General features: G+C 72.0%; 20 protein-coding genes. 8 read left to right on the top strand and 12 right to left on the bottom strand.

Annotated elements, in window-relative coordinates:
• The first annotated feature begins 15 nt into the window (after window positions 1-15).
• From tatA to ABGB14_RS16755, 4 genes are all read left to right on the top strand, one after another.
• A complete protein-coding gene (gene tatA / locus ABGB14_RS16770; RefSeq protein WP_347644581.1) occupies window positions 16-342 on the top strand; it encodes a Sec-independent protein translocase subunit TatA in 327 nt (108 codons plus the stop codon).
• Window positions 343-372: 30 nt separating this feature from the next.
• On the top strand, window positions 373-1,266 hold the full coding sequence (gene tatC / locus ABGB14_RS16765; RefSeq protein ID WP_347644580.1) for a twin-arginine translocase subunit TatC: 894 nt from the start codon (window positions 373-375) through the stop codon (window positions 1,264-1,266).
• A 16-nt stretch (window positions 1,267-1,282) separates the two neighbouring features.
• Window positions 1,283-2,170 (top strand): YegS/Rv2252/BmrU family lipid kinase, encoded by an 888-nt coding sequence (locus tag ABGB14_RS16760; protein WP_347644579.1) that lies wholly within the window; start codon window positions 1,283-1,285, stop codon window positions 2,168-2,170.
• A 98-nt stretch (window positions 2,171-2,268) separates the two neighbouring features.
• A complete protein-coding gene (locus ABGB14_RS16755; protein ID WP_347644578.1) occupies window positions 2,269-5,004 on the top strand; it encodes a DEAD/DEAH box helicase in 2,736 nt (911 codons plus the stop codon).
• A gap of 114 nt (window positions 5,005-5,118) precedes the next feature.
• Here ABGB14_RS16755 and ABGB14_RS16750 read toward each other — a convergent pair whose 3' ends face one another.
• Window positions 5,119-5,304, bottom strand: a complete 186-nt coding sequence (locus tag ABGB14_RS16750; protein WP_347644577.1) for a hypothetical protein — start codon at window positions 5,302-5,304, stop codon at window positions 5,119-5,121.
• A gap of 514 nt (window positions 5,305-5,818) precedes the next feature.
• Between ABGB14_RS16750 and ABGB14_RS16745 the strand changes: the two genes are divergently transcribed.
• The gene (locus ABGB14_RS16745; protein WP_347644576.1) at window positions 5,819-7,486 is read left to right on the top strand and encodes an ABC transporter ATP-binding protein; all 1,668 of its coding nucleotides are present in this window, start codon (window positions 5,819-5,821) and stop codon (window positions 7,484-7,486) included.
• A 329-nt stretch (window positions 7,487-7,815) separates the two neighbouring features.
• Entirely contained in the window at window positions 7,816-8,394 is a 579-nt protein-coding gene (locus ABGB14_RS16740) for a TetR/AcrR family transcriptional regulator (RefSeq protein ID WP_347644575.1), read from the top strand.
• A gap of 18 nt (window positions 8,395-8,412) precedes the next feature.
• On the opposite strand, the gene ABGB14_RS16735 is transcribed toward ABGB14_RS16740, so the two are convergent.
• Window positions 8,413-8,739 carry an STAS domain-containing protein gene (locus ABGB14_RS16735; RefSeq protein WP_347644574.1) on the bottom strand — a complete coding sequence of 109 codons (327 nt, stop codon included), beginning with the start codon at window positions 8,737-8,739 and terminating at the stop codon, window positions 8,413-8,415.
• Between the two features lie 614 nt (window positions 8,740-9,353).
• Here ABGB14_RS16735 and ABGB14_RS16730 point away from each other — a divergent pair.
• Window positions 9,354-10,451 carry a hypothetical protein gene (locus ABGB14_RS16730; protein ID WP_347644573.1) on the top strand — a complete coding sequence of 366 codons (1,098 nt, stop codon included), beginning with the start codon at window positions 9,354-9,356 and terminating at the stop codon, window positions 10,449-10,451.
• 141 nt (window positions 10,452-10,592) lie between these two features.
• Here ABGB14_RS16730 and ABGB14_RS16725 read toward each other — a convergent pair whose 3' ends face one another.
• Window positions 10,593-11,480 carry a siderophore-interacting protein gene (locus tag ABGB14_RS16725; protein WP_347644572.1) on the bottom strand — a complete coding sequence of 296 codons (888 nt, stop codon included), beginning with the start codon at window positions 11,478-11,480 and terminating at the stop codon, window positions 10,593-10,595.
• Between the two features lie 235 nt (window positions 11,481-11,715).
• Between ABGB14_RS16725 and ABGB14_RS16720 the strand changes: the two genes are divergently transcribed.
• On the top strand, window positions 11,716-13,788 hold the full coding sequence (locus ABGB14_RS16720; protein ID WP_347644571.1) for an alpha-galactosidase: 2,073 nt from the start codon (window positions 11,716-11,718) through the stop codon (window positions 13,786-13,788).
• A gap of 16 nt (window positions 13,789-13,804) precedes the next feature.
• On the opposite strand, the gene ABGB14_RS16715 is transcribed toward ABGB14_RS16720, so the two are convergent.
• The 9 genes from ABGB14_RS16715 to ABGB14_RS16675 are packed head-to-tail and all read right to left on the bottom strand — an operon-like array spanning window position 13,805 to window position 24,495.
• Complete coding sequence (locus ABGB14_RS16715; RefSeq protein ID WP_347644570.1) at window positions 13,805-14,695, bottom strand: dihydrodipicolinate synthase family protein; 891 nt, start codon at window positions 14,693-14,695, stop codon at window positions 13,805-13,807.
• Complete coding sequence (locus ABGB14_RS16710; RefSeq protein WP_347644569.1) at window positions 14,692-16,047, bottom strand: aminopeptidase P family protein; 1,356 nt, start codon at window positions 16,045-16,047, stop codon at window positions 14,692-14,694. Before ABGB14_RS16710 ends, ABGB14_RS16715 begins: the two co-directional genes overlap by 4 nt.
• Window positions 16,044-17,342, bottom strand: a complete 1,299-nt coding sequence (locus ABGB14_RS16705) for an alpha/beta fold hydrolase (protein ID WP_347644568.1) — start codon at window positions 17,340-17,342, stop codon at window positions 16,044-16,046. The genes ABGB14_RS16710 and ABGB14_RS16705 overlap by 4 nt, the downstream gene beginning before the upstream one ends.
• Window positions 17,339-18,151, bottom strand: coding sequence for an ATP-binding cassette domain-containing protein (locus ABGB14_RS16700; protein WP_347644567.1), 813 nt, complete (start codon window positions 18,149-18,151; stop codon window positions 17,339-17,341). The genes ABGB14_RS16705 and ABGB14_RS16700 overlap by 4 nt, the downstream gene beginning before the upstream one ends.
• Complete coding sequence (locus tag ABGB14_RS16695) at window positions 18,148-18,957, bottom strand: ABC transporter ATP-binding protein (RefSeq protein ID WP_347644566.1); 810 nt, start codon at window positions 18,955-18,957, stop codon at window positions 18,148-18,150. Before ABGB14_RS16695 ends, ABGB14_RS16700 begins: the two co-directional genes overlap by 4 nt.
• Window positions 18,954-19,949 carry an ABC transporter permease gene (locus tag ABGB14_RS16690; RefSeq protein WP_347644784.1) on the bottom strand — a complete coding sequence of 332 codons (996 nt, stop codon included), beginning with the start codon at window positions 19,947-19,949 and terminating at the stop codon, window positions 18,954-18,956. The genes ABGB14_RS16695 and ABGB14_RS16690 overlap by 4 nt, the downstream gene beginning before the upstream one ends.
• Window positions 19,949-20,893 carry an ABC transporter permease gene (locus ABGB14_RS16685; protein WP_347644565.1) on the bottom strand — a complete coding sequence of 315 codons (945 nt, stop codon included), beginning with the start codon at window positions 20,891-20,893 and terminating at the stop codon, window positions 19,949-19,951. Before ABGB14_RS16685 ends, ABGB14_RS16690 begins: the two co-directional genes overlap by 1 nt.
• A complete protein-coding gene (locus ABGB14_RS16680) occupies window positions 20,894-22,582 on the bottom strand; it encodes an ABC transporter substrate-binding protein (protein WP_347644564.1) in 1,689 nt (562 codons plus the stop codon).
• Complete coding sequence (locus ABGB14_RS16675) at window positions 22,579-24,495, bottom strand: beta-L-arabinofuranosidase domain-containing protein (protein ID WP_347644563.1); 1,917 nt, start codon at window positions 24,493-24,495, stop codon at window positions 22,579-22,581. The genes ABGB14_RS16680 and ABGB14_RS16675 overlap by 4 nt, the downstream gene beginning before the upstream one ends.
• Between the last annotated feature and the right edge of the window lie 50 nt (window positions 24,496-24,545).

Raw genomic sequence — 24,545 nt, 5'->3', positions numbered from 1 at the left:
CATGAAGGACGTCACATGAACTTGGGAGCTCCGGAGATCATCCTGATCCTGGTGGCCTTGGTCCTGCTCTTCGGCGCCAAGAAGCTGCCGGACCTCGCCCGTGGCGTCGGACGGTCCCTGCGCATCTTCAAGGCCGAGACCAGCAAGATGAACGATGACGACGACGACAAGCCGACCGTCGTGCAGGCACAGCCCGAGGCCCAGCAGCAGCAGCCGGCCGCGCCGCAGCAGCTTCAGGCCGCGGCCCCCGCGCCGGAGCCGTCGGCCGAGGAGCAGGCCCGCCGGCTCGAGGAGCAGGCCGCCAAGCTGCGTGCGAGCGCCCAGGCCGACAAGCGCCCCTGACCCCTCTCCTCCTCACTCCCTGGACTGGTGATGGCGCTGCTGAAACGGTCGGGGCCCAAGCCTGAGCCCGATCCCGAAGGCCGGATGCCGCTCATGGAGCACCTGCGCGAGCTGCGCAACCGGCTGCTCATCGCGCTCGCCGCCCTCGTGGTGGGCCTGATCATCGGGTGGATCGTCTTCGACCCGGTGTGGGCGGTGCTCAAGGAGCCCTACTGCTCGACCGCCCAGTCGCGTCAGCTCACGGGCGAGTGCAGCCTGACCTACAACGGCATCTTCTCGTCGTTCTTCCTGACGTTGAAGGTCTCGCTGATGGTCGGCCTGGTGCTGTCGTCGCCGGCCTGGCTCTACCAGATCTGGGCGTTCGTCACCCCGGCCCTCTACCGCACCGAGAAGCGTTACACGGTGCTGTTCCTGGCGCTGGCCATCCCGCTGTTCGCGCTGGGCGCGGGGCTCTCCTACTTCATCATGGACACCGCGCTCGGCTTCCTGCTGGGCTTCTCGGTCGACGGCTCGGTCGCCACCATCGCGATCGACGAATACCTCGACTACGTCCTGATCATGTTGCTGATCTTCGGGGTGTCGTTCGAGCTGCCGCTGCTGCTGGTGTTCCTCAACATCATCGGGGTGCTGTCCCACGAGGCGGTGGCCAAGCACCGGCGGCTGGTCATCTTCCTGATGTTCGTGTTCGGCGCCGTCGTCACGCCCGGCGGCGACCCCATCACCATGATGGCGCTGGCCGCGCCGATGATCGTGCTGTTCGCGGCGGCCGAGCTGTTCATGTACCTGCGGGAGAAGCGCAACCCGGCGAGCGAGTTCGGGCACCTGTCCGACGACGAGGCCTCACCGCTGGAGGCGGACGACACGCCGCTCGACGACGGTCCCGACACCACCCGCGCCGAAGAGGATTCCGGTTCCGGGCGATAGGCGATAAGTTCCGGGCGTGTCCCCTCAACTCGCCCTGCTCGTCAACCCCGCCGCGCGCGGCGGTCGCACCCTGCGCCTGCTGGAGCCGGTGGCGCGCCGCCTGCGCGCCGGCGGGGCCGAGCTGTCGGTGATCGTCGGCGACGACGCCGGCGACGCCCTCGACCGTGCCTGCACCGCCGTCGCCGAGCGCCCGGACGCGCTCGTGGCCTTCGGCGGCGACGGCCTGGTGCACCTCGCCGTACAGGCCGTGGCCGGTACGGACGTGCCGCTCGGCATCATCCCCGCCGGCACCGGCAACGACATCGCGGCGGCGCTCGGAGTGCCGTGCGGCAACCCCGTCGCCGCCGCCAGGACCGTGCTGCGGATGAGAGCGCGGCGCGTCGACGCCGCCCGCGTCGTGGCGGGGCCGGCGGACGAGTTGTTCGCCGGGGTGATGTGCTGCGGGTTCGACTCGCGGGTCAACGAGCGCGCCAACCGGCTCACCTGGCCGCCGGGGATGCTGCGATACGTCGTGGCGATGGTGGACGAGCTGCGGTCTTTCCGGCCCATCCCGTTCCGCGTCACGCTCGACGAGGACGAGGTGATCGAGCGGGAGGCCATGCTGGTGGCCGTCGCCAACACGCGTTCGTACGGCGCGGGGATGCGGGTGTCGCCGGACGCCAGCCCCGACGACGGGCTGCTGGACGTGGTGATGCTGGAAGCCGTGCCGAAGGCCGAGTTCCTGCGGGTCTTCCCCAGCGTCTACCGGGGCACGCACGTGGCTCATCGTGCCGTGTCGATCCGGCGGGTGCGCAGCGTGCGGCTGGAGGCGCCGGATGTGGTCGCCTACGCAGACGGCGAACGGGTGGGGCCGGTGCCGGTGCACTGCGAGGTCCGGCCTGGGGCGTTACGCGTTCTCGTATGAAATCTACATAGTAAAGGCGCCTGGTCCGGGCGCCCGCGCGCCCTCCCCGCAAGCCCGGCGGGACGGACCGGAATGGCGATTTCGGTAGGCTGGCCGGTATGACAACGCCAGCGGAACGCTATGCGGCCTTCCGTCAGAAGCACGGAGACGACGGGGCCGCTCTCAGATCGTTCCGAGGCCTCTACGACTTCGCGCTGGACGACTTCCAGCTGGACGCCTGCCGGGCTCTGGAGGCCGGTGACGGCGTCCTGGTGGCGGCCCCCACGGGGTCGGGCAAGACGGTCGTCGGCGAGTTCGCCGTCCATCTGGCGCTGGAGCAGGGCCTCAAGTGCTTCTACACCACCCCCATCAAGGCGCTGTCCAACCAGAAGTACAACGACCTGGTCAAGCGCTACGGCACCGCCAAGGTGGGCCTGCTGACCGGCGACAACAGCGTCAACGGCGAGGCACCCATCGTGGTCATGACCACCGAGGTGCTGCGCAACATGCTCTACGCCGGCTCGGCGACGCTGGCCGGGCTCGGGTTCGCCGTGATGGACGAGGTCCACTACCTCGCCGACCGCTTCCGCGGCGCGGTGTGGGAAGAGGTCATCATCCACCTGCCCGAGTCGGTCCGGCTGGTGGCGCTGTCGGCGACCGTCAGCAACGCCGAGGAGTTCGGCGAGTGGCTGGGAGAGGTGCGCGGCGACACCACGGTGATCGTCGACGAGCACCGCCCGGTGCCGCTGTGGCAGCACATGATGGTCGGCAACCGCGTCTACGACATGTTCGTCAGCGACGACCTGACGCCCCGCATCAACCCCACGCTGATGCGGGTGACGCGCGACGCCGAGCGGCTGACCGCGGGCCGGGGCAGGCGCGGCTACGGCAGGCCGCAGCGCTCCCGCCCGCCCGACCGGGTGCAGGTGATCGAGAAGCTTGACGCCGAGGGGCTGCTGCCGGCGATCACGTTCATCTTCTCCCGCGCCGGCTGCGACGCGGCCGTGCAGCAGTGCCTGTACGCCGGCATCCGGCTCACCACCGAGCGCGAGCGGCACGAGATCAGGCAGCTCGTCGACGAGCGCACCGCCCACCTGCCCGACGAGGATCTCGCGGTGCTCGGCTACCTCGAGTGGCGCGACTGCCTGGAGCGGGGCCTGGCCGCGCACCACGCGGGCATGCTGCCGGCCTTCAAGGAGGTCGTGGAGGAGCTGTTCACGCGCGGGCTCGTCAAGGCCGTGTTCGCCACCGAGACGCTGGCCCTGGGCATCAACATGCCGGCCCGCAGCGTGGTGATCGAAAAGCTCGACAAGTGGAACGGCGAGGCCCACGCCGACCTCACCCCCGGCGAATACACCCAGCTCACCGGGCGGGCCGGGCGGCGCGGCATCGACGTCGAGGGCCACGCCGTGGTGTTGTGGCAGCCCGGCATGGACCCGCTGTCGGTGGCGGGCCTGGCCGGCACCCGCACCTACCCCCTGCGCTCCAGCTTCCAGCCCTCCTACAACATGGCGGTCAACCTCGTCGGCCAGTTCGGCAGAGAGCGTGCCCGTGCGCTGCTGGAGGAGTCGTTCGCGCAGTTCCAGGCCGACCGGGCGGTCGTGGGGCTGGCCAAGCAGTTGCGCAAGCACGAGGAGGCGCTGGAGGGCTACCAGGAGGCCATGACGTGCCACCTGGGCGACTTCCCCGAATACGCCGCGCTGCGCCGCCGCCTGTCCGACCGCGAGGCCGAGCTGTCACGGCAGCGCGGCGCCGCCCGCCGCGCCGCCGCCGTGCGGTCGCTGGAGGCGCTGCAGCCGGGCGACGTGATCCGGGTGCCCGGCGGGCGCCGGGCGGGCCTGGCGATCGTGCTCGACCCCGGCCGCAACCCGCGCGGCCGCGCCGCCGGCACCGGGCCCAGCCCGCTGGTGCTGACCATCGGCAAGCAGGTCAAGAAGCTCGACCCGGCCGACTTCCCCGTGCCGGTCGAGCCGCTGGAGAAGCTGCGCATCCCGAAGAACTTCAACGGGCGCTCGCCCAAGGAGCGCGCCAACCTGGTCTCCACGCTGCTGGCCAAGATCGGCGACCGGGATCTGGGCAAGCCGCCCAGGGTCCGCGACCACGCGGTGGAGGACGACGAGGTCAACGAGCTGCGCCGGCGCATCCGGCAACACCCCTGCCACGGCTGCGACGAGCGCGAAGACCACGCGCGCTGGGCCGAGCGCTACCACAAGCTGCTGCGCGAGACCGAAGGCTTGCGCCGCCGGGTCGAAGGCCGCTCCCACGTCATCTCCCGCACGTTCGACCGCATCTGCACGGTGCTGGAACAGCTGGGCTACCTCGACGGCGAGGCCGTCACCGACGAGGGCCGCCGGCTGGGCCGCATCTACACCGAGCTCGACCTCCTCACCGCCGAATGCCTGCGGATGGGGTTGTGGGAGGAGCTCGACCCGAGCGAGCTGGCGGCGTGCGTGTCGGCCCTCGTGTTCGAGTCGCGGGCGGCCGACGACGCCCGCAGGCCCAAGATCCCCGCGGGACGGGCCCAGGACGCCCTGACCTCGATGACGCGGTTGTGGGGCGAGCTGGAGGCCATCGAGTCCGACCACGGGCTGTCCACGATCAGGGAGCCCGACATGGGCTTCGCGTGGGCGGCGTTCCGCTGGGCCAAGGGGCACAGCCTCGACGCGGTGCTCCTGGAGGGCGTCAACGGCAACGAACTGGCCGCTGGCGACTTCGTACGGTGGGTCAAGCAGCTGATGGACCTGCTCGGCCAGCTGGGGAGCGCCGCGCCGCAGGGCAGCAAGATCAAGCAGACGTCGGTCAAGGCCATGGACGCCATGCGGCGCGGCGTGGTGGCCTACTCCTCGCTCACCTGAGCACCCGCCCGCGCGCGAGCCCCGTACGAGCCGCGCGCGGGCGTCAGGGAGTACTCCGCAGCGCTGGTTCCCCGGGCTGGTTCTCCGGGCTGTTGCTCGCGCTGCCTCTTCGGGCTACTTCCCGGCGCGGCCGCCGAACACGGTCAGTGCCAGGCCGAGCAGGCCGGCGACGACGCTGGCGGCCGTCAGCGCGGCGCCGTCGAGCACCAGGTGCAGCAGGCCGAAGTGACGGTCGAAGACGAAGTCGGCGATGAGGCCGCCGAAGCCCTGGATCATGAGGAGCACACCGAGGATTGCCATGCCTCGACGATCGCAGGTCGAGGCGGCCGGATCATCGAACCAAAGTATCGGCGCCCCTGTTCCTTGGAACCAGTTCTCAGAAGCATCATTGACGTTCGCCTGACTTCTCCTAGGACATTATCCCGTTTACATGAGATTTAACGGCGATGCGAAGTGCCGTTCTCGCCGGGATTCTCCGGTCAAGTCTCTTTTAAATGGCGAATATGCCGTGCTATATCGCAATTCGGGTGCTAGTGTCCGTTTTGTGCAAGTTAGCCAACGGGGGAGGAATCATGGCTAGCACGCAGTTCACACAGGTCGGCCACCAGCTCGGATGGGGATGCCGTAGGCGGCGTCGTCGCCGCTGGTGCGGCGGATGCCGTCGTCGCCGCTGGTGGGGCTGGGGGTGGTAAACCGCCCCGCTGAGAGCCGGCGGCTGAGCCGCCGGCTCTCATTCTCTGTCTCCGGCCGAGAGCTCGCTCCGGCGATTTCCATTCGCCGGACATTCCGCCAGTTCTGGCCGGACACTCGCGGATTGCGCCGCCTATTCGCGGCCGGCGTCGTCCTCGCCATCGTCGCCGCGCTCTGCGAGGTCGCCGCGATCCGCCTGTTCGGTCACATCACCGATGAAGTGCTCACCACCAAAGAACTCGGGGCCTTCTGGACTCCGGCATTCACCTGGCTCGGCCTCGCCGCGATCGCGGGTGCGGCGTCCTTCGGCGGGACGTACATCACCGCGCTCGGCGCCGAACGGTTCCTGCTGAAGTTGCGCGACCGGGTCTACGCCCACCTGCAGACGCTCGCGCCGGAGTTCTCGGAGAAGCGGCGGCTGGGCGACCTGATGGCACGCCTGACCGACGACGTCGAGGCCATCGAGGAACTCGTCGGATCGGGTGTGGTCAAAGCCGTCACCACGGTCGCCAGCGTGATCTTCTTCGCGGGAGCCGCCTTCTTCATCCGGTGGGACCTCGCGCTGATCACGATGGCCCTGATCCCGGCGTTCCTGGTGGTCTCCAAGGTGTTCGCCGCCAAGTTCAGGATCGCCGCGGCGCGCGAGCGCCAGAGCAACGGCGTCATGAACAGCGTCCTGGAGGAAGGGCTGGCCAACCAGCCGCTCGTGCAGGCGTACAACCGGCAGGGCGCGGAGTCGCGGCGCCTGCACGGGGAGGGCCGCAACTGGCTGCGCGCCAACATGACGCAGGCCTGGCTGTCCGGCCTGTACGGCCCCGCCGTGCAGGTCATCGAGACCGTCTGCCTGATCGTCATCCTCGGGTTCGGCGCGTGGGAGATCGCCGCCGGCCGGCTGACCATCGGCGGCCTGCTCGCCTTCGCCGCCTACCTGGCCATGCTGTACCCGGCCGTGCAAGGGCTGGGAGAGCTGGCCCTGACGGTGTCCGAGGCGGCGGCCGGGTCCGACCGGGTCATCGAGATCCTGCGGACCGGGGCCACCGTCACCGACGCTCCCGACGCCGTGCCCGCGGGCAGGAGCAGCGGGCGGATCGCGTTCGAGCGGGTGGGCTTCGCCTACCCGGGACGAGGGCGGCCGGTCCTGCGGGACGTGTCGTTCACCGCCGAGCCGGGCGACGTCGTCGTCATCGCCGGGCCCAGCGGATCGGGCAAGTCGACGCTGGCCAAGCTGCTGCTGCGCTTCTACGACCCGGACGCCGGACGCATCCTGCTGGACGGCGCCGACATCCGGGGCCTGACGCGCCGGTCGCTGCGCGAGAACGTCACGATCCTGCACCAGGAGACGCTGATGTTCTCGGGGTCGGTCCGCGACAACATCGCCTACGGGCGGCCCGGCGCCTCGCTCGACGAGGTCATCAGGGCCGCCGAGGCAGCGGGCGTGCACGACTTCGTCAAGGTGCTGCCCCAGGGCTACGACACGCCGGTGGGGCAGCGGGGACGGCTCCTGTCCGGCGGGCAGCGGCAGCGGATCGCGATCGCCAGGGCCATCCTGCGCGACGCGCCCGTGCTGGTGCTGGACGAGCCCATGACCGGGCTGGACGCCGCGACGGCCGCGCAGATCATGCAGCCGCTGCGGCGCCTCATGGCAGGGCGTACGACGCTGATGATCACGCACGACCCGCGGCACGTGCCGGAAGGCGCGCGCAGGGTGGAGCTGGAGCCGGTGCGAGCGCCGGAGCGCATCCGGCTCAAGCGCGTCGGCGCCCGCGGCACCCGCTCCCCGGTGCGCTGCTGACCCCCTCTCTGACCCGCCGGATGGTTGCCCCGGCCCGCGACACCCGCCCTACGGGGCGGGTGTCGTGGTTCCGGGCCCGGCTCGCCGCCGGAGCGGCCGCCCGCTAGAATCGCGAGGCTCTCTCCGCTCGCGCCCGACCGCGTGGAGAGACTCTCCCCGCGTCGAAGGCAGGTTCCCCTCGTGACTCCTCCAGTGCCTGGTGGGAGCGGCTTCTCGCGTCCCCATGCCGAGACCGGCGACACCCGGGCCCTGCCCGTCGCGAGCACAGGAACTCCGCCAGGGAGACGGCGTCCCCGCGGGGTCGCGCGGCAGTCCTCACGCCGGGTCTGATGGGCGACGACCACAACTCGGCCCGGCCGCTGCGCGCCGACGCCCGGCGCCACCGGGAGCGGGTGCTGCAGATCGCGCGGGAGGCCCTGGCCGGAGACGGGCTGACGATCTCCTTCGACGAGATCGCCCGGCGGGCCGGATTCGGGGTCGGCACCGTCTACCGGCACTTCCCCACCGAGGAGGCGCTGTTCGAGGCGGTGCTGCTGGGGCGGATCGAGAGGTTCCTGGCCGACGCGCGCGGGCTGGCCACCTCCGAAGACCCGGGCAGGGCGTTCTTCGGCTGGTTCGCGAAGGTCGTCGATGAGGCCGCGGCCAACCAGGCGCTCTGCGACATGCTGGGAGGAGGCCCCCGGCCGGCCTTACGGCCGGGTTCCACGCTGGAGGACGACTTCGCCGCCGCGATCGACCGTCTGCTGGCCAGGGCCCAGCGGGTCGGCGCGGTACGCCCGGGCCTGACCGGCCAGGACGTGGCCGACCTGCTGAGAGGATGCCTGGTCGCCGAGCGGAGGGCGCGGTCCAGGCACGGCACGGTGCGGATGGCGGAGGTGGTCTGCGACGGCATGCGGCCCTCCGGCTGACCTCTTGGCCGGGGCACGTCAAGGTGATGTGAGGTGCGCGTCCAGGCCGGTGATGCGCAGGAGCCGTCTCATGGGGGGCGGTGCGCCCGTGACGCGCAGCGGGGTGTCCTGGCTCATGGCCTGATTCCGGACGGAGACGAGGGCGCCGAGCCCGGCCGCGTCGATGAAGGACAGGCCGCTCACCTCGACGACCAGGTTGAACGTGCCGTTGCGGGCACCGGCCTCCCGCAGCAGCCGGGCCAGCCGCCCGCGGAGCACCTCGGCGGTGGCGATGTCGAGCTCGCCGGAGACGCTGACGGTCACCGTGCCGTCGTGGCGGCTGGTGGTCAGGTGCAGTGGGTCCATCCGCGTTCTCTCCAGGGCTGGAATCGTCCCGTAGGTGGCGCGAACCCCGCCCTTGCCGTACACGCCGGATGCTGTATTCGTGTTACACGTAGTTTCGTGCGTGTTTCTGGTGGAGTGTACAGGTCCGGCGCCGCTTGTTCAGGGGACTTGCGGGGTTTCGGGGGAAAAGAGAAATCCCGAGGAAAACAATTCCGGTTACCAGATGCAAGATTCCCTGCCCTTCAGCGTCGTTTGGCCCCGAGAAGGGTGACCGGCGAAGTCCCGCGGGTCGCCGGGCAGCTCAGCGCGCCGGGACGGTGGCAGGCGGCCCCCGCCACGGCCCGCCACGGCCCGCACGGCCCGGCGTCCGTGCGGGCCGCGGCGGGGGCCGCGCGGGCGAGCTCGCCGGACCACGGGCGGGAGCGGGGCGAACGGTGTCGCGCGGAGGCCTGTCGCCGTGGAACGGCGCCGACCACCCGGATGCTGTTCTCATGCCGGAGGCGACCAGACGAAATTTAGGGAAATTGTATGATTTGACAGGCAAGATCACACTACGCTGCTCCTCGGTAAGATACGAGGGAAAGTACAGAACAGTGTGGATCGCAATCGCAGTGCCGGCCGCCATCGTCGTGGGCATGGTGATCTGGTGGCTCCGCAGGGACACCGTCGGTGGCGATGCCGCCGGTCAGTTCGAGGTGGAGCGGAAGCGGGGCTGGGAGCTCCGGCTCACGCCGGAGGCCCAGGCGGCGTTCATGGAAGGCCTGCGGGCCTACAACGACGCGGGCAACCGCCTGGCCGTCGCCGGCGAGCAGGGAGTGCTCACGACGTACGACCCGCCGCGGCTCATCTCGCTGCACCTGCTCGCCGACGTGTTCGCGGCCCGGGGGGACGCCGCGCTGCACGACCCGCAGGAGACGGTGGCGGCGCTGATGGACCGGCTGGCGGGAGCCGAGCGGCCTGGAGTGCTGCACCTGCGCCCCGGCTGGCTGAGCGGTGAGGTCGACGGCATGGACCGGGAGCGCTTCACCGAGGCGGTGCGTGACATCGTGTGCGGCGAGCGGGCCGCGGGCGTCGTGAGCCGGTCGGCTGACGAGACGGTGGGGGCGCTCCAGGTGGCCGTGCTCGGCGAGCCGTCCGCCGCGCAGGCCGGGGAACCGGCGCCCGTCAACGGCAGGCCGGTGCCCGCGACGGCCGGGCCGGCCACGACGGCGGTCAAGGACCGCACGGACGAAACCCCCGTCTCGGACGCACCGCTCGGGTCGGACGCACCGCTCGGGCAGCATCCCCCGCCTGTGTCGGATCCTCCGCCTGTGTCGGATCCTCCGCCTGTGTCGGATCCTCCGCCTGTGTCGGATCCTCCGCCTGTGTCGGATCCTCCGCCTGTGTCGGATCCTCCGCCTGTGTCGGACCCTCCGCCTGTGGCGGACGCTCCGCTCGGACAGCACGCTCCGGCCGTGCCGGACACTCCAGCTGCGCCGGACGCTCCACCGCTGGGCGCTTCGCCCGCGCCGGGAGGGCGCGTCAACACGATGATGCTGGATCTGGCCCGGGTGCTCGACCGCTACCGGGAGGCTCGCGGCAAGCAGCCGGACGCCACCCCCGAGGCGCTGCTGCGCGAGGTCCTGCCGCGCCTGATCGCCTCCGGCGGGCCCGGGCTGACCTGGACCCGGCCGCCCTCACCGGACGACCTGCGCATCGTGCTCGCCGGCACGGGCTCGCCCGGGCTGCGCTGATCCGGCCCGTACGGGCTTCGCCGACGCCGGCGCCCTCCGCCGTGCGGGCCCGCGGCAGAGGGCGCGGGCCGGGCCTTCGCGGCGCGCGGCGCCGGAGGCGCGGCGCCGGAGGCGCGTCGCACGAGGCGGGACGGTGTGCCGTCAGTTCTCGGCGCGGCCCTGGCGCCAGTAGCCCATGAAGGCCACCGCGCGCCGGTCCATGCCGCGTTCGGCGACCAGGTGCCGGCGCAGGGTCCTGATGACGGACGCCTCGCCGGCCAGCCACGCGTACAGCGGCCCGTACGGCGGCGCCTCCTGCGGCACCTCCCACAGCTCCTCGGCGTCCACGTCGACGTCGTCGAAGGTGTCGGGCACGGGCAGCGGGGGCAGCAGGCGCCCGGCGGCGGCCCGTACGGCGGGGACGAGGTCCGCGCCGCGCTCACCTCCGTTCCTGGCCAGCCAGGTCACCTTGACGGAGGCGGCCGTCTCGACCGGCAGGAAGTCGTCCTCTCCCGGTACTTCCATCAGCACCTCGCCCGCCAGGTCGGCGGGCAGCCGCTCCAGCACGCCGCAGATCGCCGGCACCGCGGTCTCGTCCCCGGCCAGCAGCACGCAGCCGGTGCCGGTCGGCGGGCGGAACTCCAGGCCTCCGTGCGTGCCCTCGTAGCGCGCGTCGGGGCCGAAGAGCGCCGCGACGTCGCCGGGGCGCACCTTCTCCGCCCACCGCGCGACGGGGCCGCCGTCGGGGTGCATGACCACGTCCACGTCGACCTCGCCGGCCTCGGGGCGCACCAGCCTGGCGGTGTACGTGCGCATCGGGTTGCGCTTGTCGTCGTCGAGCTCCCGCCAGCGCATGTACCAGTCGGGGCCGGTCGGCAGGTGCGCCAGGCCGTGCCCCGGCAGCGGCAGGATGAGCTTGAGCCGCTGGTCGTAGCCGTTGTCGGCGAACACGCGCAGGTTCTCACCCTTGAAGGTGACCCGGAGGAAGGACGGGCTCAACCGCTCGAGCCGGTCCACCCGTACGTCGAACATGCGATACGGCTCGGTCATCCCCGCGCACTCTCCGATCTTAATTAGGTGAGCCTAACCTAACGGATCGGAAGCGGTATGGCCAGCCGGGGGAGGTGGATGCAAGGTCGCCGGATATTTCCGTATATGGCGGAAGACGTGCAACTCCCGCGCCAGGCCCCTCGGTCGCGGTGCGGCGAAAGGCCGTCCGGTAGCGTCGTACCGCTGAAACCTCAAGGCGCCGGCCCGCGCCTGCCCCCGAGCCGAGGAGGCCGACGTGTCCCCCCACATCCTTTCCGCCGCGGGCGTCGCCCTGGTGCTCGACGGCCCCGGTCCAGGTCTGCCACGGGTGCTCCACTTCGGCGCCGGCCTGGGGCCGGTCGCCGGATCCGCGCTGGAGCCGGTGCTGGCGTCCCTGACTCCCGCGCCGCCGCTGCTGCCCGCCCAGGGAGACGGCTGGTACGGCAGGCCGGGCCTGTCGGGTGGCCGGGCCGGCGAGCACTGGCCGGTCCGCTGGAGCCTCGACCGGCTCGACGTGACGGCAACCCCCGGAGCGGGCGGCACGGTGACCGTCGCGGCCTCCGACGCCAGGGCCGGGCTCGCGCTGGAGAGCGAGCTGGCCATGGACGCCCGCGGCCTGGTGACGATGCGGCACACGGTGACCAACACCGCCGCCTCCCCCTACCGGCTGGAGGGGCTGACCTGCTCGCTGCCGGTGCCGCCGCGGGCGGGGGAGCTGCTCGACTTCACCGGCCGGTGGGCGATGGAGAAGGCGCCGCAGCGCCGGGCGTTCGGGTTCGGCGTGTGGTCGAGGGAGAGCCGGCGGGGCCGCACCGGGCACGACGGCACCGGCCTGCTGGTGGCCGGGACCGAAGGGTTCGGCTTCCGTTCCGGCGAGGTGTGGGGGGTGCACGCGGGCTGGAGCGGCAACCACCTGCACCACGCCGAGCGCCTGCCCGAGGGCCCGGCGCTGCTGGCCGCGGGCGAGCTGCTCGAGCCCGGCGAGGTCGTGCTGGCGCAGGGGGAGAGCTACCGCACGCCCCGGGTGTTCTTCACCTGGTCGGGCGGCGGGCTCGACCAGGCGAGCGGACGGCTGCACGACCACCTGCGCGCGCAGGGCCCGCTGCCGGTGCGGCCCGTCACCCTCAACAACTGGGAGGCCACCTACTTCGACCACGGCCTCGACCGGCTGCTCGAACTGGCCGAGCGGGCCGCGGCGGCCGGGATCGAGCGGTTCGTGCTCGACGACGGCTGGTTCCGCCACCGCCGCGACGACCGGGCCGGGCTCGGCGACTGGTACGTCGACGAGGGCGTGTGGCCGGACGGCCTGCACCCGCTGGCCGACCGGGTGCGCAAACTCGGCATGCAGTTCGGGCTCTGGTTCGAGCCCGAGATGGTCAACCCCGACTCCGACCTGGCCCGCGAGCATCCCGACTGGATCCTCGGCCAGGCCGAACGCCTGCCGCCGCCGCAGCGCAACCAGCAGGTCCTCGACGTCGCCAGGCCGCAGGCGTACGCGTACCTGCTGGAGCGGCTGGACACCCTGGTCGGCGAGTACGCGCTCGACTACATCAAGTGGGACCACAACCGCGACATCGCCGAGCCCGTGCACGACGGAGCGCCGGGCGTGCACGCGCAGACCGAGGCCGCCTACCGGCTGATCGACGAGCTGCGCCGCCGCCATCCGGGGCTGGAGATCGAGTCGTGCTCGTCCGGCGGCGCGCGCGTCGACTACGGCATCCTGGCCCGCACCGACCGGGTGTGGACCTCCGACAGCAACGACGCGCTCGACCGGCAGGCCATCCAGCGCTGGACCGGGCTGCTGGTGCCGCCGGAGCGGCTGGGCTGCCACGTCGGCGCGCCGAAGGACCACGGCTCCGGCCGCCGGCTGCCGCTGGCCTTCCGGGCCGCCACCGCGCTGTTCGGGCACATGGGCGTCGAGTGGGACCTGACCTCGGCGAGCGAGGCCGAGCTCCAGGAGCTGGCCACGTGGATCGCCCTGCACAAGCGGCTGCGCCCGGTGCTGCACGCGGGCCGGGTGGTGCGGGCCGACCACCCCGACCCGTCGGCGCTGCTGCACGGCGTGGTGACGCCCGGGCGCGGGGTGTTCGCGTTCGTGCAGCTCACCACCCGGCTCACCACCGGGCCCGGCCCGCTGCGGCTGCCCGGCCTCGACCCCGCGGCCACCTACGACGTGCGGGTGGCCGGGCCGCTCCCCGAGGGGGCAGGGCTGCCCGGGTGGACCGCCGCCCCGGTGCGGCTGCCGGGCTCGGTGCTCGGCGAGCTCGGGCTGCCGGCGCCGACGCTGCGGCCGGCGTCGGCGCTGGTCATCGAGGTGGAGCGGGCCTAGAGGCGCGGGCGAAGGCCTAGCGGTAGCCCTTCGCCAGCACCTCCTGCGTGTCGTGGGTGATCCGGGCAGCCAGCTCGGAGGGGAGCGCGGTGCGCGGCGGGCGGCAGACGCCGCCCTTGCGCCCCGCCAGGTCCATCGACAGCTTGACGGACTGCACGAACTCCGTCTTGGAGTCCCAGCGCAGCAGCGGGTGCAGGTCGCGGTAGATGGGCAGCGCCTTGTCCAGGTCGCCGGAGGTGGCCAGACGATAGAGCTCGACCGTGGAGCGCGGGATCATGTTGGGGTAGCCGGCGATCCAGCCGACCGCCCCGGCGATGCCCAGCTCCAGCAGCACGTCGTCCGACCCGATGAGCAGGTCGAGCCCGGGCGCCAGCTCGGCCAGCTCATACGCCCTGCGCACGTCGCCGGTGAACTCCTTGACGGCGACGATCAGCCCTTCCTGGTGCAGCTCGGCCAGCAGGTCGGGAGTGAGGTCCACCTTCGTGTCCAGCGGGTTGTTGTAGGCCACGACCGGCAGCCCCGCCTTGGCGACCTCCCGGTAGTGGCCGACCACGGCCTGCCGGTCGGCGCGGTAGGCGTTCGGCGGCAGCAGCAGCACGGACCCGGCGCCCGCCTCGGCCGCCTGCTCGGCCCAGCGCCGCGCCTCGGCCGCGCCGTAGGCGGCCACGCCGGGCATGACGTGGAAGCCGTCGGGGGCGGCCTCGATGGCGGTGCGCACCACGCGGGCACGCTCCTCGGCCGTGAGCGTCTGGTACTCGCCGAGCGAGCCGTTGGGGCAGACGCCGTCGCAGCCGCCCTCGGCCAGGAACCGCACGTGCTCGGCGTAACCGTCGTAGTCGACGGACAGGTCGTCGTTGAAGGGCAGCGCGGTCGCGACGTGCACGCCGTGCCAGACGGGGGCGTTCATGATCTCTCCTTGCTCCAGTTCTCCAGCCCGCTCGCGTCGATGGGCAGGGCGGCGGAGAGGTTCTCCGCGCCGCCCGCCGTGACCAGCAGGTCGTCCTCGATCCGCACGCCGATCCCGCGCAGCTCCGGGGGGAGCGTGCGGTCGTGGGCGTGGAAGTACAGTCCGGGCTCGACGGTGAGCACCATCCCCGGCGCCATCTCCGCGCCGTGGTACGCCTCGGGGCGGGATCGTGCGCAGTCGTGCACGTCGAGGCCCAGGTGGTGGCCGATGCCGCAGACCAGGTAGCGGCGGTGGTGCTGGCCGCGCTCGGACAGCGCCTCGTCCACCGAGACCGGCAGCAGCCCCCAGTCGTGCAGCCCGCGCGCGATGACCTCCATGGCCGCGTGGTGGAAGTCGGTGAAGCGGCGGCCCGGCGCCACCTGTGCCAGCCCCGCCCGGTGCGCCCGCTCGACCAGGTCGTGCACCTGCCGCTGGGCGGCGGAGAAGGCGCCGGAGACGGGGAAGGTGCGGGTGACGTCGGCGGTGTAGTGGCCGCGCACCTCCACGCCCATGTCGAGCAGCAGCAGCTCGCCGGGCACGACGGGGCCGTCGCAGCGCACCCAGTGCAGCGTGGGGGCGTGCGCGCCGCCGCCGACGATGGTGGCGTAGCCGGGGCCGTTGCCGTGCGTCCTGGCGTAGCGGTCGAAGGTGCCCTGCAACCAGCGCTCGCCGCCGCCCGCGACCGCGGCCGGGATCTCGGCGAGCACCGCGGCGAAGCCCTCCACGGTACGGTCGACCGCCTCGCGGAGCCGGGCGGTCTCCCACCCGTCCTTGATCATGCGCAGCTCGGCCAGCACCCGCCCGAGCTCCTCGGACGGTTCCGCCCAGCCGGGTCCCGCGAGCAGCGCGCCGCCCGGCGGCCCGGCGAACTCCGGCAGCGGCCGCACCCCCACCCCGAGCGCCCCGGCCCACTCGGCCAGGGACGGCGAGGGGCCGACCCACAGCTCGCCGTAGGCGGCGTCGGCGTAGAAGCCCTGGTCGCCGGGGCGGGCGGGTGCGGGCAGGTAGAGCGTGGCCTCCCCGCCCGCGACGACGGCCACGGCGTTCTCCACCGCGCAGCCGGTGAGCCAGTAGAAGTCGCTGTCCACCCGGAAGTCGTAGGCGGTGTCGTTGCTGCGCACCGGAGCCCGGCCGGCCGCCACGACGGCGGTCGTGCCGGGCAGCGCGGCGGCGAGCCTGGCCCGGTGGGCCGCGGCGGCCTCGGCCGCGCCGGGCTCCACCGGAGGTGTGCACGCGGGGGAGTCCCAGCCCTCGGCGATGTACGCGGCGAACGCGGGGATCTCCGCCAGCTTGGGCAACCGGCCGTCGGTCACGGGGTGATTCCTCCTCCTAGGTCGCGGACGAGCCCGGTCAGCCGGGTGAAGACCCGGTCGTCGCCGATGCCGTCGTGCTCGTACTCGTTGGTGACCCACGCCTGGGTGTTGCCGACCCGGGCGGCGGTGTCCAGTTGCAGGCCGGCGTCGACGTACATGTCGTCGAAGTAGACGGCCGCGGCCACCGGCACCTCGTTGGCGGCCAGCCGGTCGAGGTCGTACAGCGGCGGCCACGCGGCGCGCTCGGCGAGCAGTTCGACGGCCGGGCCGAAGGGGCGCAGCGCGCGGATCTCCCCGAACATCCAGGGGTAGATCATCTCGCCGGTGAACAGCAGCGGCCTGGCGTCCTCGGCGAAGGCGGGATGCCGGGCGCGCTCCCGCTCGGCCGCCCACGCGGTCGCGCCGGGCCCCGAGCCGTAGATGCTCTCCTGCAACGCCGCGAACAGCGGGTTGTCGGCGTAGGAGGAGCGGGCCAGCACCTGGTGCAGGAACGTCTCCGGCAGGTCGCCGCGCCCGCCGGGCAGGGCCTTGTCGGGCAGCTCGTCGAGCAGCCAGTGCATGCGCTCGTAGCCCGGCTTCATGCCGAAGTCGATGCCGAGCGACTGCAGCCGCCGCACGGTGAGGGTGTCGCCGTCGGGCAGGAGCACGTCGCCGGCGGCCAGCCGGTCGGCCAGCCGGCCGGTGGTCTCCACGTGGTGCGGGTAACGGCGGTAGAAGGCGTCGTTCTTGGCCGCCACCCGGGGATAGGTGCGCCGGTAGACCTCCGCGGCGTCGGGGTCGAGCGAGGGCAGCCCGCCCGCCACGTAGCAGGCGCTCAGCCCGCCGGGCGCGCGCGAGAGGTAGGTGAGGGTGAGGAAGCCGCCGTAGCTCTGCCCCAGCGTCGACCAGCGCCGCCCGCCGAACACCGTCGTGCGCAGGTGCTCGGCGTCGGCCACGATCGAGTCCGCGCGGAAGCGGGCCAGGTGGTCGGCTCCCTCCCGCGGGCTGAGCGCGCTCATCACGCGCCCGTCGACGCGCGAGCTGCGGCCCGTGCCCCGCTGGTCGAGCAGGATCACGCGGTACGTCTCCAGCGCCTGCCCGAGCCAGCCCGACGTGCCGGTGGGGCGCGGCCCCTTGCCTCCGGGGCCGCCCTGCAGGTAGAGCAGGCACGGCAGGTCCTCGCCGTCGCGCGCCGGGTCCACCACCTCGCGGGCGAACACGGTGATGGTGGCATCCGGGGCCGACCAGTCGAGCGGCACCTCCACGACGTGGTCGCGCATCCGCATCCCGGGGATCGTGTAAGTCGCGCTGATCAAGCTTTCTCCCTCCTGCGGCGCTCCCACTCCGGGTCGATGCGCGGGATGGCCGCCAGCAGCGTGCGCGTGTACTCGTCCTGAGGGTCGTCGAACACCTGGCCGGTCGTCCCCAGCTCGACGATCCTGCCCTCGCTCATCACGGCGACGCGCTGCGCGATCTGCCGCACCACGGCCAGGTCGTGGGCGATGAACACGTAGCTGAAGCCGCTCTCGCGCTGGAGCCGCCGCAGCAGCTCGATCACCTGCGCCTGCACGGACACGTCCAGCGCCGACACGGCCTCGTCGCAGATCACCAGCTTGGGGTTGACGGCCAGCGCGCGGGCGATGCCGATGCGCTGCGCCTGCCCGCCGGAGAACTGCGCCGGGTAGCGCAGCGAGTGGTCCGGGTTGAGACCGACGCGTTCCATCAGCTCCTTGGCATGCGCCCGGCGGCTGCCGCTGGGCGCGATGCCCTGGTAGACCAGCGGCGCCATGAGGATGCGCTCCACCGTGTGCCGCGGGTTCAGCGAGGAGAACGGGTCCTGGAAGACGACCTGGACGTTGCCGCGGAAGCGGGCCAGCGCCGCCCCCTTGGCGCGGGTGACGTCCTCGCCCTCGAACTCCAGCGTGCCCTCGCTCGGCTCCAGCAGCTTGGCGATCATCCTGGCGGTCGTCGACTTGCCGCTGCCCGACTCGCCCACCACGGCCAGCGTCTCGCCCAGCCGTACGTCGAAGCTCACCCGGTCGACGGCCGTGAACCCGGCCTTCGCGCCGAGCGGGCCGCGGGCGACGAAGCGTTTGGTCAGGTCCTTCGCGCGCAGCAGCGTCATGCGCTCACCTCGTCGAGGGGGTCGTCAATGCGGGGGATGCTGTCCAGCAACATCCGGGTGTAGTCGTGGCGGGGCTCGGCGAAGACCTGTTCCGCGGTGCCGTACTCGACCTGCTCGCCGCGCCGCATCACCAGCACGCGGGTGGCGATCGAGCTGATCACGGCCAGGTCGTGCGTGATGAACACCATGCCCATGCCGCTCTGCCCGCGCAGCTCGGCCAGCAGGCGCAGGATCTGCGCCTGCACGGTCACGTCCAGGGCCGTGGTCGGCTCGTCGGCGATCAGCAGCGAGGGCGAGCACACCAGCGCCATCGCGATCATGATGCGCTGCCGCTGCCCGCCGGAGAACTGGTGCGGGTAGTGGCGCGCCCGCCGCTCGGGGTCGGGCAGCCCCACCTGGCGCAGCGCGGCGGTGACGACCTCGCGTGCCGCCGCGCGCGAGCCGCCGCGGTGCGCGCGGTAGAGCTCCTCGATCTGCAGGCCGACCGTGTAGTACGGGTTCAGCGACGACAGCGGATCCTGGAAGATCATCGACATCCGGTCGCCGCGCAGCCGCCGCAGTTCCCTGGCGGAGGCGCCGAGCACCTCGGCGCCGTCCAGCCGGATGCTGCCGCGGGTCGTGGCGCCCTTGGGCAGCAGGCCCATGATCGCCAGGCTGGTCATCGACTTGCCGGAGCCCGACTCGCCGACGATGCCGACGGTCTCGTCCCTGCCGACGGTGAAGGAGACGTCCTTCACCACGTCGACGGGGCCGCGCGTGGTGGGGAAGGTGACGGTGAGGTCCTCTACGACCAGCAGCTCGCTCATCTCGCCGCGATCCTCACTCTCGGGTCCAGCCTCGTGTAGACGACGTCCACCACCACGTTGCCGATCACCACGAAGAACGCCGCCAGCAGCGTCACCGCCATGATCACCGGCTGGTCGTTCTTGGCGATGGAGTCGGCGGCCATCTTGCCGACGCCGTTCAGCCCGAACACCGTCTCGGTGATCAGCGCGCCGCCCAGCAGCGCCGCGAAGTCCATGCCGAAGATCGTGGCGATCGGCGTCAGCGCCGGCCGCAGCGCGTGCCTGCGCATGGTCAGCGCCGGGCTGAGCCCTTTCGACCTGGCCGTGCGCATGAAGTTCTCGGCCAGGGTGTCGATCACGTTCGCGCGGGTGAGCCGCGCGTACAGGCAGGCGTAGCCGGTGGCCAGCACGAGCCACGGCATCAGGTACGACTGGAACCAGAGCGCCGGGTCGTCGGCGAACGGCACCGCCTGCGGGAACGGCAGCACCTGCAGCTGCACCACCAGCACGTACTGCAGGGCCAGTGCCAGCACGTAGTTGGGGATGCTGGAGCCGCCCAGTGCCAGGCCCATCGCGGCGCGGTCCCACCAGGTGCCCTCCTTGACCGCGCTGAGCAGGCCCGCGACGACGCCGAGGAGCAACCACAACACCGCCGCGCCGATCGCCACGGTCGCGCTGACCGGCAGGCGCTCGACGACCATGTCCCACACGGACTGGTTGGTCTGGAAGCTGTAGCCCAGGCAGGGCGCGGCGCAGTGCACGAGGTTCGCGCCCTCGCCGTAGTCGCGCCCGGCGAGGATCCCGATGAGGAAGCCGAAGAACTGCGCCAGGAAGGGCTCGTCGAGGCCCAGGACGTCGCGGATCTGGTCGATGCGCTCCGGCGTGCACGTCTTCCCGCAGATCATCACCGCCGGGTCGGGGGAGAGCGTGAAGAAGATGACGAACGTGAACAGGCACACCAGGAAGAGGATCAGCACCACCCCGGCGGCCCGCCCGGCCAGGTAACGCGCCATCACGCGGCCTCCCCGGAGTCGAACGCGGCCCGCAGCCGGTCGCCGAGCACGGTCAGCGACAGCACGGTGAGGAACAGGAACGTGCCGGGGATGGCGAAGTACATCGGGTCGACGGCGTACCAGCCGACGGAGCTCGCGATCATCTGCCCCCACGACGGCGTGGGCGGCGTGACGCCGACGCCCAGGAACGACAGGCCCGCCTCGGTGCCGACGTAGCCGGGCACCGCCAGCGTGGTCATGACGATCAGCGAGCTGCGCAGGTTGGGCAGGATCTCCTTGAACACCAGCGCTCCCGTGGAGGCGCCCGAGGCCCGCGCGGCCTCCACGAACTCCCGGTTCACCAGCGTCATCGTCTGCCCGCGCACCACCCGCGCCAGGTACGGCCAGCCGAACACGCTGATCACCACGACCAGCAGCACCGGCCGGTTGCCCTGCGGCAGCGACGACAGGATCGCGATCATGAAGATGAGCGCGGGGAAGGCCATCAGGAAGTCCATGACCCGGCAGATCACCTGGTCCGCCCAGCCCTGGTAGAACCCGGCCAGCAGGCCCAGCACCACGCCGAGCAGGGTCGTGAGCGCGGTGGCGGCGAGCGCGATCAGCAGGGACACGCGGGCGCCGTACGCGATGCGGGCGAGGATGTCGCGGCCGTTCTGCGGTTCGACGCCGAGCGGGTGTTCGGCGCTGATCCCGCCCAGCGGCCCGTGCGGGACGCCGCCCAGGTCGGTGTCGACCGCGGCGGTGTCGAAGTCGTTCGGGCCGTGCCCGGTGATCAGGCTGATCAGCGGCGCGCAGATCGCCATCAGCACGATCAGCGCCAGGAACGCGCTGCTGAGCACGGCCGCCCTGTCGTGCAGCAGCGCGCCCGCGACCCGCCGTCCCGAGGTGGTGGGCGGGGTGGCGGGCGCGCCCGCCACCTGCTGTGAGTGAGCTGCGACGGTCATCTACGTGGTCGGCTTGGCCAGGCCGACGGAGATGAGGTCGATGCCGCCGGAGAACGAGCTGGACTGGTAGGCGCCCGCGATGTTCGAGCCGACGACGAGGATGAGCTTCTCGTAGGCCAGCGGCACGATCGGCGCCTGCTTCATGATCTCCTTGTCCAGCTCGCCGTAGGCGGCGTTGGCCTCATCGACGGCGGTCATCGCGGCGATCTCGTCGATCCGCTCGTTGATCGCCTTGTCGTCGATCTGGGCCAGGTTCGCGTTGCCCTTGGTGGTGATGTTGCGGCCGTCGAACAGCGGCGGCAGGAACGTCGCGCCGGAGGCCCAGTCGGGGCACCAGCCGGTGACGGCGGCGTCGTGCTGCTGCGCCGGCGTGCCGATGACCTCGTAGAACGTCGAGGTGTCGATGTTGTTGATCTTGACGTTGATCTTCACCTGCTTGAGGGCGTCCTGGATCGCCACCGCCACCGCCGCCATCTTCGGGTCCGGGCGGGTGTCGAGCGTCAGGGAGAACCCGTCCGCCAGGCCCGCCTCGGCCAGCAGCTTCGTGGCCTGCTCGACGTTGTACGGGTACGGGTCGTAGTCCACCCGGCCCGCGACCGTGGGCGGCTGGATCGAGGTGCCCTTGGCGGCCAGGGCGCTGCCGCCCATCCCAGCGACGACGGTGTCCTTGTTGATCGCGTGGTTGATCGCCTGCCGCACCCGCACGTCGTCCAGGGGCTCCTTGGTGGTGTTCAGGCTCATGTACGTGGTGCAGCCGTTGAGCCCGGACAGGGTGCGCTGCTTGATCTGCGGCTGCTGCACCCGCGCCACGGTCGCCGCCTGGATCGACTCGCCGATGGCGTCGGCGTCGGCGCCCTGCCCGGCCAGCATGCGCTCGTCGATCGTGGCCGGGTCCAGGCCGAACGTCCACTCGAAGGCGTCCGGCTTGGCCGCCCGCACGCTGTCCGTCTCGGGCTTCCACTGCGGGTTGCGCACCAGCTTCAGTGAGGAGCCGCGCTGGTAGCTCGCCACCTTGTACGGCCCGCTCGCGATCGGCTTGGTGTCGAACGCCGCGCCCGCCCCCGTGCCCTTGGGGAAGGGCGTGAAGTTGGCGAGCGCCAGCGCGCTCGGGAAGTCGGCGAAGGGCTTCCTCAGATGGAAGACGACCGTCTTGTCGTCGGGCGTCTCGATGGTGTCCAGGTCGCCGTCGAGGTACGGGCCCTGGTAGTCCTTCGGCGCGTCGAGCAGCAGTTTCCCGTACGGTGAGCCGATCCCGGCCTCCGGGTCGAACGTTCGTGAGAAGCCGAACTTCACTGCCTCGCTCGTGATCGGCGTGCCGTCCTCGAAGAACAGGTTGTCCTTGAGCGTGAACGTCCAGGTCTTGGCGCCGTCGGACGGCGTGCCCGTGTCCGTGGCCAGGTCGGGCACGATCTTCGTGCCCTCGGCGCCCGGACCCGCGCCGAACATCGTCAGCCCCCGGTAGATGAGCCGGTAAAAGTTGTTGACGCCGCCGTCGAAGCCGCGCACCGGGTCAAGGTGGGAGAAGTCCGCCTTGGCCAGGACGTGCACCGTGCCGCCTGTCGCGGGTTCCGCGGCCGGCCCGGCCGCCGCCGTGCCGGGGCCGGGAGCCGCGCCGCTACCCCCTCCGCACGCGGTCAGCGCCAGCACGACGGTCATGGTCACGCTCGCGAGCGCCGCCGATCTCCTCATGTCGCCTTCTTTCCGTTGGTCGCGGGGGTCCTGACCCAGACCCGCATGGCTTGGGGGCCGCGGTTGCCCCACAGGAAGTAGGGGGTGAAGGTCGCGGTGACCTCCACTCGCGGGGACGTCTCCTCCAGCGGCAGCTCGGGGTAGAGCTCGGCGGAGGGCGGGCGAGCGGCGCCGGCCGCCACGCGGAGGACGACGGTCCCGTCCCGCCGCTCGATGTTCGCGTTAACAATGTCGGCGACGCCGAGCACCAGGTCATCGACGGGCACGGGGCTGTCCTGCTGCTCCACGCAGTAGACGAGCGGGCCGCGGGCCAGGGCGACCGCGCCCCTGGTGGCGTCGAGGTAGGGGTGGGAGCCGTGCGCCCTGACCGGCATGGGCAGGCTCAGCCGTACCTCGTCGCCCGCCGACCACGCGCGCCGCAGGGTGATCCATCCGTCGCGGGCGGCGGCCTCCGGCGGCTCGCCGTTGACGGTGACGGTCACGTCCCTGGCCCAGCCGGGAACGCGCAGCACCAGCTCGTACGGCTCGCGCGGCGCCCGCTCGACGGTGAGGCGCACGTCGCCGTCCCACGGGTAGCCGGTCTCCATGGCCAGGCCCAGCTCCGAGGCCTCGATCCTGGCGGTGGTGTAGGCGGCGACCAGCACGGCGCCGTCCCGCTCGGCCGCCACGTAGTCGGCCAGCTGGGCCATCCACCGCACGATGTTGGGCGGGCAGCAGGGGCAGCCGAACCAGGCCCGCCGCAGCGGCTCGCCGCCGGATTCCGCGCCGCTGCGCTGCTCGTGGTCGGGGCGGCGCTGGAGCGGGTTGTCGTAGAAGAAGGCCGTGCCCTCCGCCGACAGCCCCACGGCGTAGGCGTTGTGGAGCACGCGCTCGAACACGTCCACGTACTTCGCGCCGCCCGTGGCCAGGAACATCCGCCAGGCCCACTGCATGACGGCGATGGCCGCGCAGGTCTCGCTGTAGGCCCGTTCCGAGGGCAGCTCGTAGCGGTCGCCGATCGCCTCGTCGGAGTGCCGGCTGCCCAGCCCGCCCGTGATGTACAGCTTGGTCGCGACCATGTCGTCCCACAGCCGCTCCAGCGCCCCGGCCAGCGACGGGTCGCCCGTCTCCAGGAGGACGTCGGCCGCGCCGGCCGCCAGGTAGCCCATGCGCACCGCGTGCCCGGTCACCGACGGCAGCTCGCGGAAGGGCAGGTGGTCCTGGAAGTAGTCGCCGGAGAAGATGGTGTGCCTGAGCGCGCCCGTGCCGCGGCGGTCGACGAACCGCGCCGCCTGGGTGAGATAGCCCCGCTCGCCCGTCTCCCTGTACAGCTCGACCAGTGCCATCTCGACCTCGGGGTGCCCGCAGACGCCCGCCTCGCCGAACCGGGAGACCACCAGGTCGGCGAAGCGCACCGCCACCCGCAGCAGCCGGTCGTCGCCCATCCGGCGGTGCGCGGCGACGGCGGCCTGGATCAGGTGGCCCAGGTTGTACAGCTCGTGTCCCCAGCCCGGGTCCTCCCACGGCTTCTTGGCCGCCGCCGGGTCCTGGAAGAAGGAGTTGAGGTAGCCGTCGGGGGCCTGGACACGTTCCAGGAGGCCGACGACCTCCTCGTAGAACTCCCGCACCGGCTCCGCGGCGACGCCGTCGCCCAGGTCGTACGCGAGCCCTTCGAGGGTCTTGTACAGATCGGTGTCGAGGAACGGGTAGCGGCCGCGGTAGGGGGCGGGGTCCGGCTCCAGGAGGCGGCTCAGGTTGGCGACGTTGCCGGCCGCCCTGAGCTGCTCGATGGTGTGCGGGATCGTGGCCGTGCTGTTCCGGCGCCGCCAGTCGTGGAGCAGACCGCCGGTCATGCGCACCCCGGAGACGGGCCGTACCGCTCCGGCGGCCGTACGCACGGCGCCCGCCGGGGGCTTGACCTGCTTAGACGTCATGAACCATCCCAGTAATGTGTGGCATTGCACTGAACGATAAATGTCGGGAT

It is taken from the genome of Nonomuraea sp. B10E15 (assembly GCF_039871615.1).
In the GTDB taxonomy this organism is placed as follows: Bacteria; Actinomycetota; Actinomycetes; order Streptosporangiales; family Streptosporangiaceae; genus Nonomuraea.
This window is presented reverse-complemented; position numbering and strand designations above follow the sequence as displayed.

Excerpts from the sequence above, each read along its gene's own strand:
- ABGB14_RS16740 (WP_347644575.1), top strand. The coding sequence starts at position 7,816 with ATGGGCGACGACCACAACTCGGCCCGGCCGCTGCGCGCCGACGCCCGG.
- ABGB14_RS16685 (WP_347644565.1), bottom strand. The coding sequence starts at position 20,893 with ATGACCGTCGCAGCTCACTCACAGCAGGTGGCGGGCGCGCCCGCCACC.
- ABGB14_RS16690 (WP_347644784.1), bottom strand. The coding sequence starts at position 19,949 with ATGGCGCGTTACCTGGCCGGGCGGGCCGCCGGGGTGGTGCTGATCCTC.
- ABGB14_RS16695 (WP_347644566.1), bottom strand. The coding sequence starts at position 18,957 with ATGAGCGAGCTGCTGGTCGTAGAGGACCTCACCGTCACCTTCCCCACC.
- ABGB14_RS16730 (WP_347644573.1), top strand. The coding sequence starts at position 9,354 with ATGGTGATCTGGTGGCTCCGCAGGGACACCGTCGGTGGCGATGCCGCC.
- ABGB14_RS16725 (WP_347644572.1), bottom strand. The coding sequence starts at position 11,480 with ATGACCGAGCCGTATCGCATGTTCGACGTACGGGTGGACCGGCTCGAG.
- tatC (WP_347644580.1), top strand. The coding sequence starts at position 373 with ATGGCGCTGCTGAAACGGTCGGGGCCCAAGCCTGAGCCCGATCCCGAA.
- ABGB14_RS16680 (WP_347644564.1), bottom strand. The coding sequence starts at position 22,582 with ATGAGGAGATCGGCGGCGCTCGCGAGCGTGACCATGACCGTCGTGCTG.
- ABGB14_RS16715 (WP_347644570.1), bottom strand. The coding sequence starts at position 14,695 with ATGAACGCCCCCGTCTGGCACGGCGTGCACGTCGCGACCGCGCTGCCC.
- ABGB14_RS16755 (WP_347644578.1), top strand. The coding sequence starts at position 2,269 with ATGACAACGCCAGCGGAACGCTATGCGGCCTTCCGTCAGAAGCACGGA.
- tatA (WP_347644581.1), top strand. The coding sequence starts at position 16 with ATGAACTTGGGAGCTCCGGAGATCATCCTGATCCTGGTGGCCTTGGTC.
- ABGB14_RS16750 (WP_347644577.1), bottom strand. The coding sequence starts at position 5,304 with ATGGCAATCCTCGGTGTGCTCCTCATGATCCAGGGCTTCGGCGGCCTC.
- ABGB14_RS16675 (WP_347644563.1), bottom strand. The coding sequence starts at position 24,495 with ATGACGTCTAAGCAGGTCAAGCCCCCGGCGGGCGCCGTGCGTACGGCC.
- ABGB14_RS16735 (WP_347644574.1), bottom strand. The coding sequence starts at position 8,739 with ATGGACCCACTGCACCTGACCACCAGCCGCCACGACGGCACGGTGACC.
- ABGB14_RS16700 (WP_347644567.1), bottom strand. The coding sequence starts at position 18,151 with ATGACGCTGCTGCGCGCGAAGGACCTGACCAAACGCTTCGTCGCCCGC.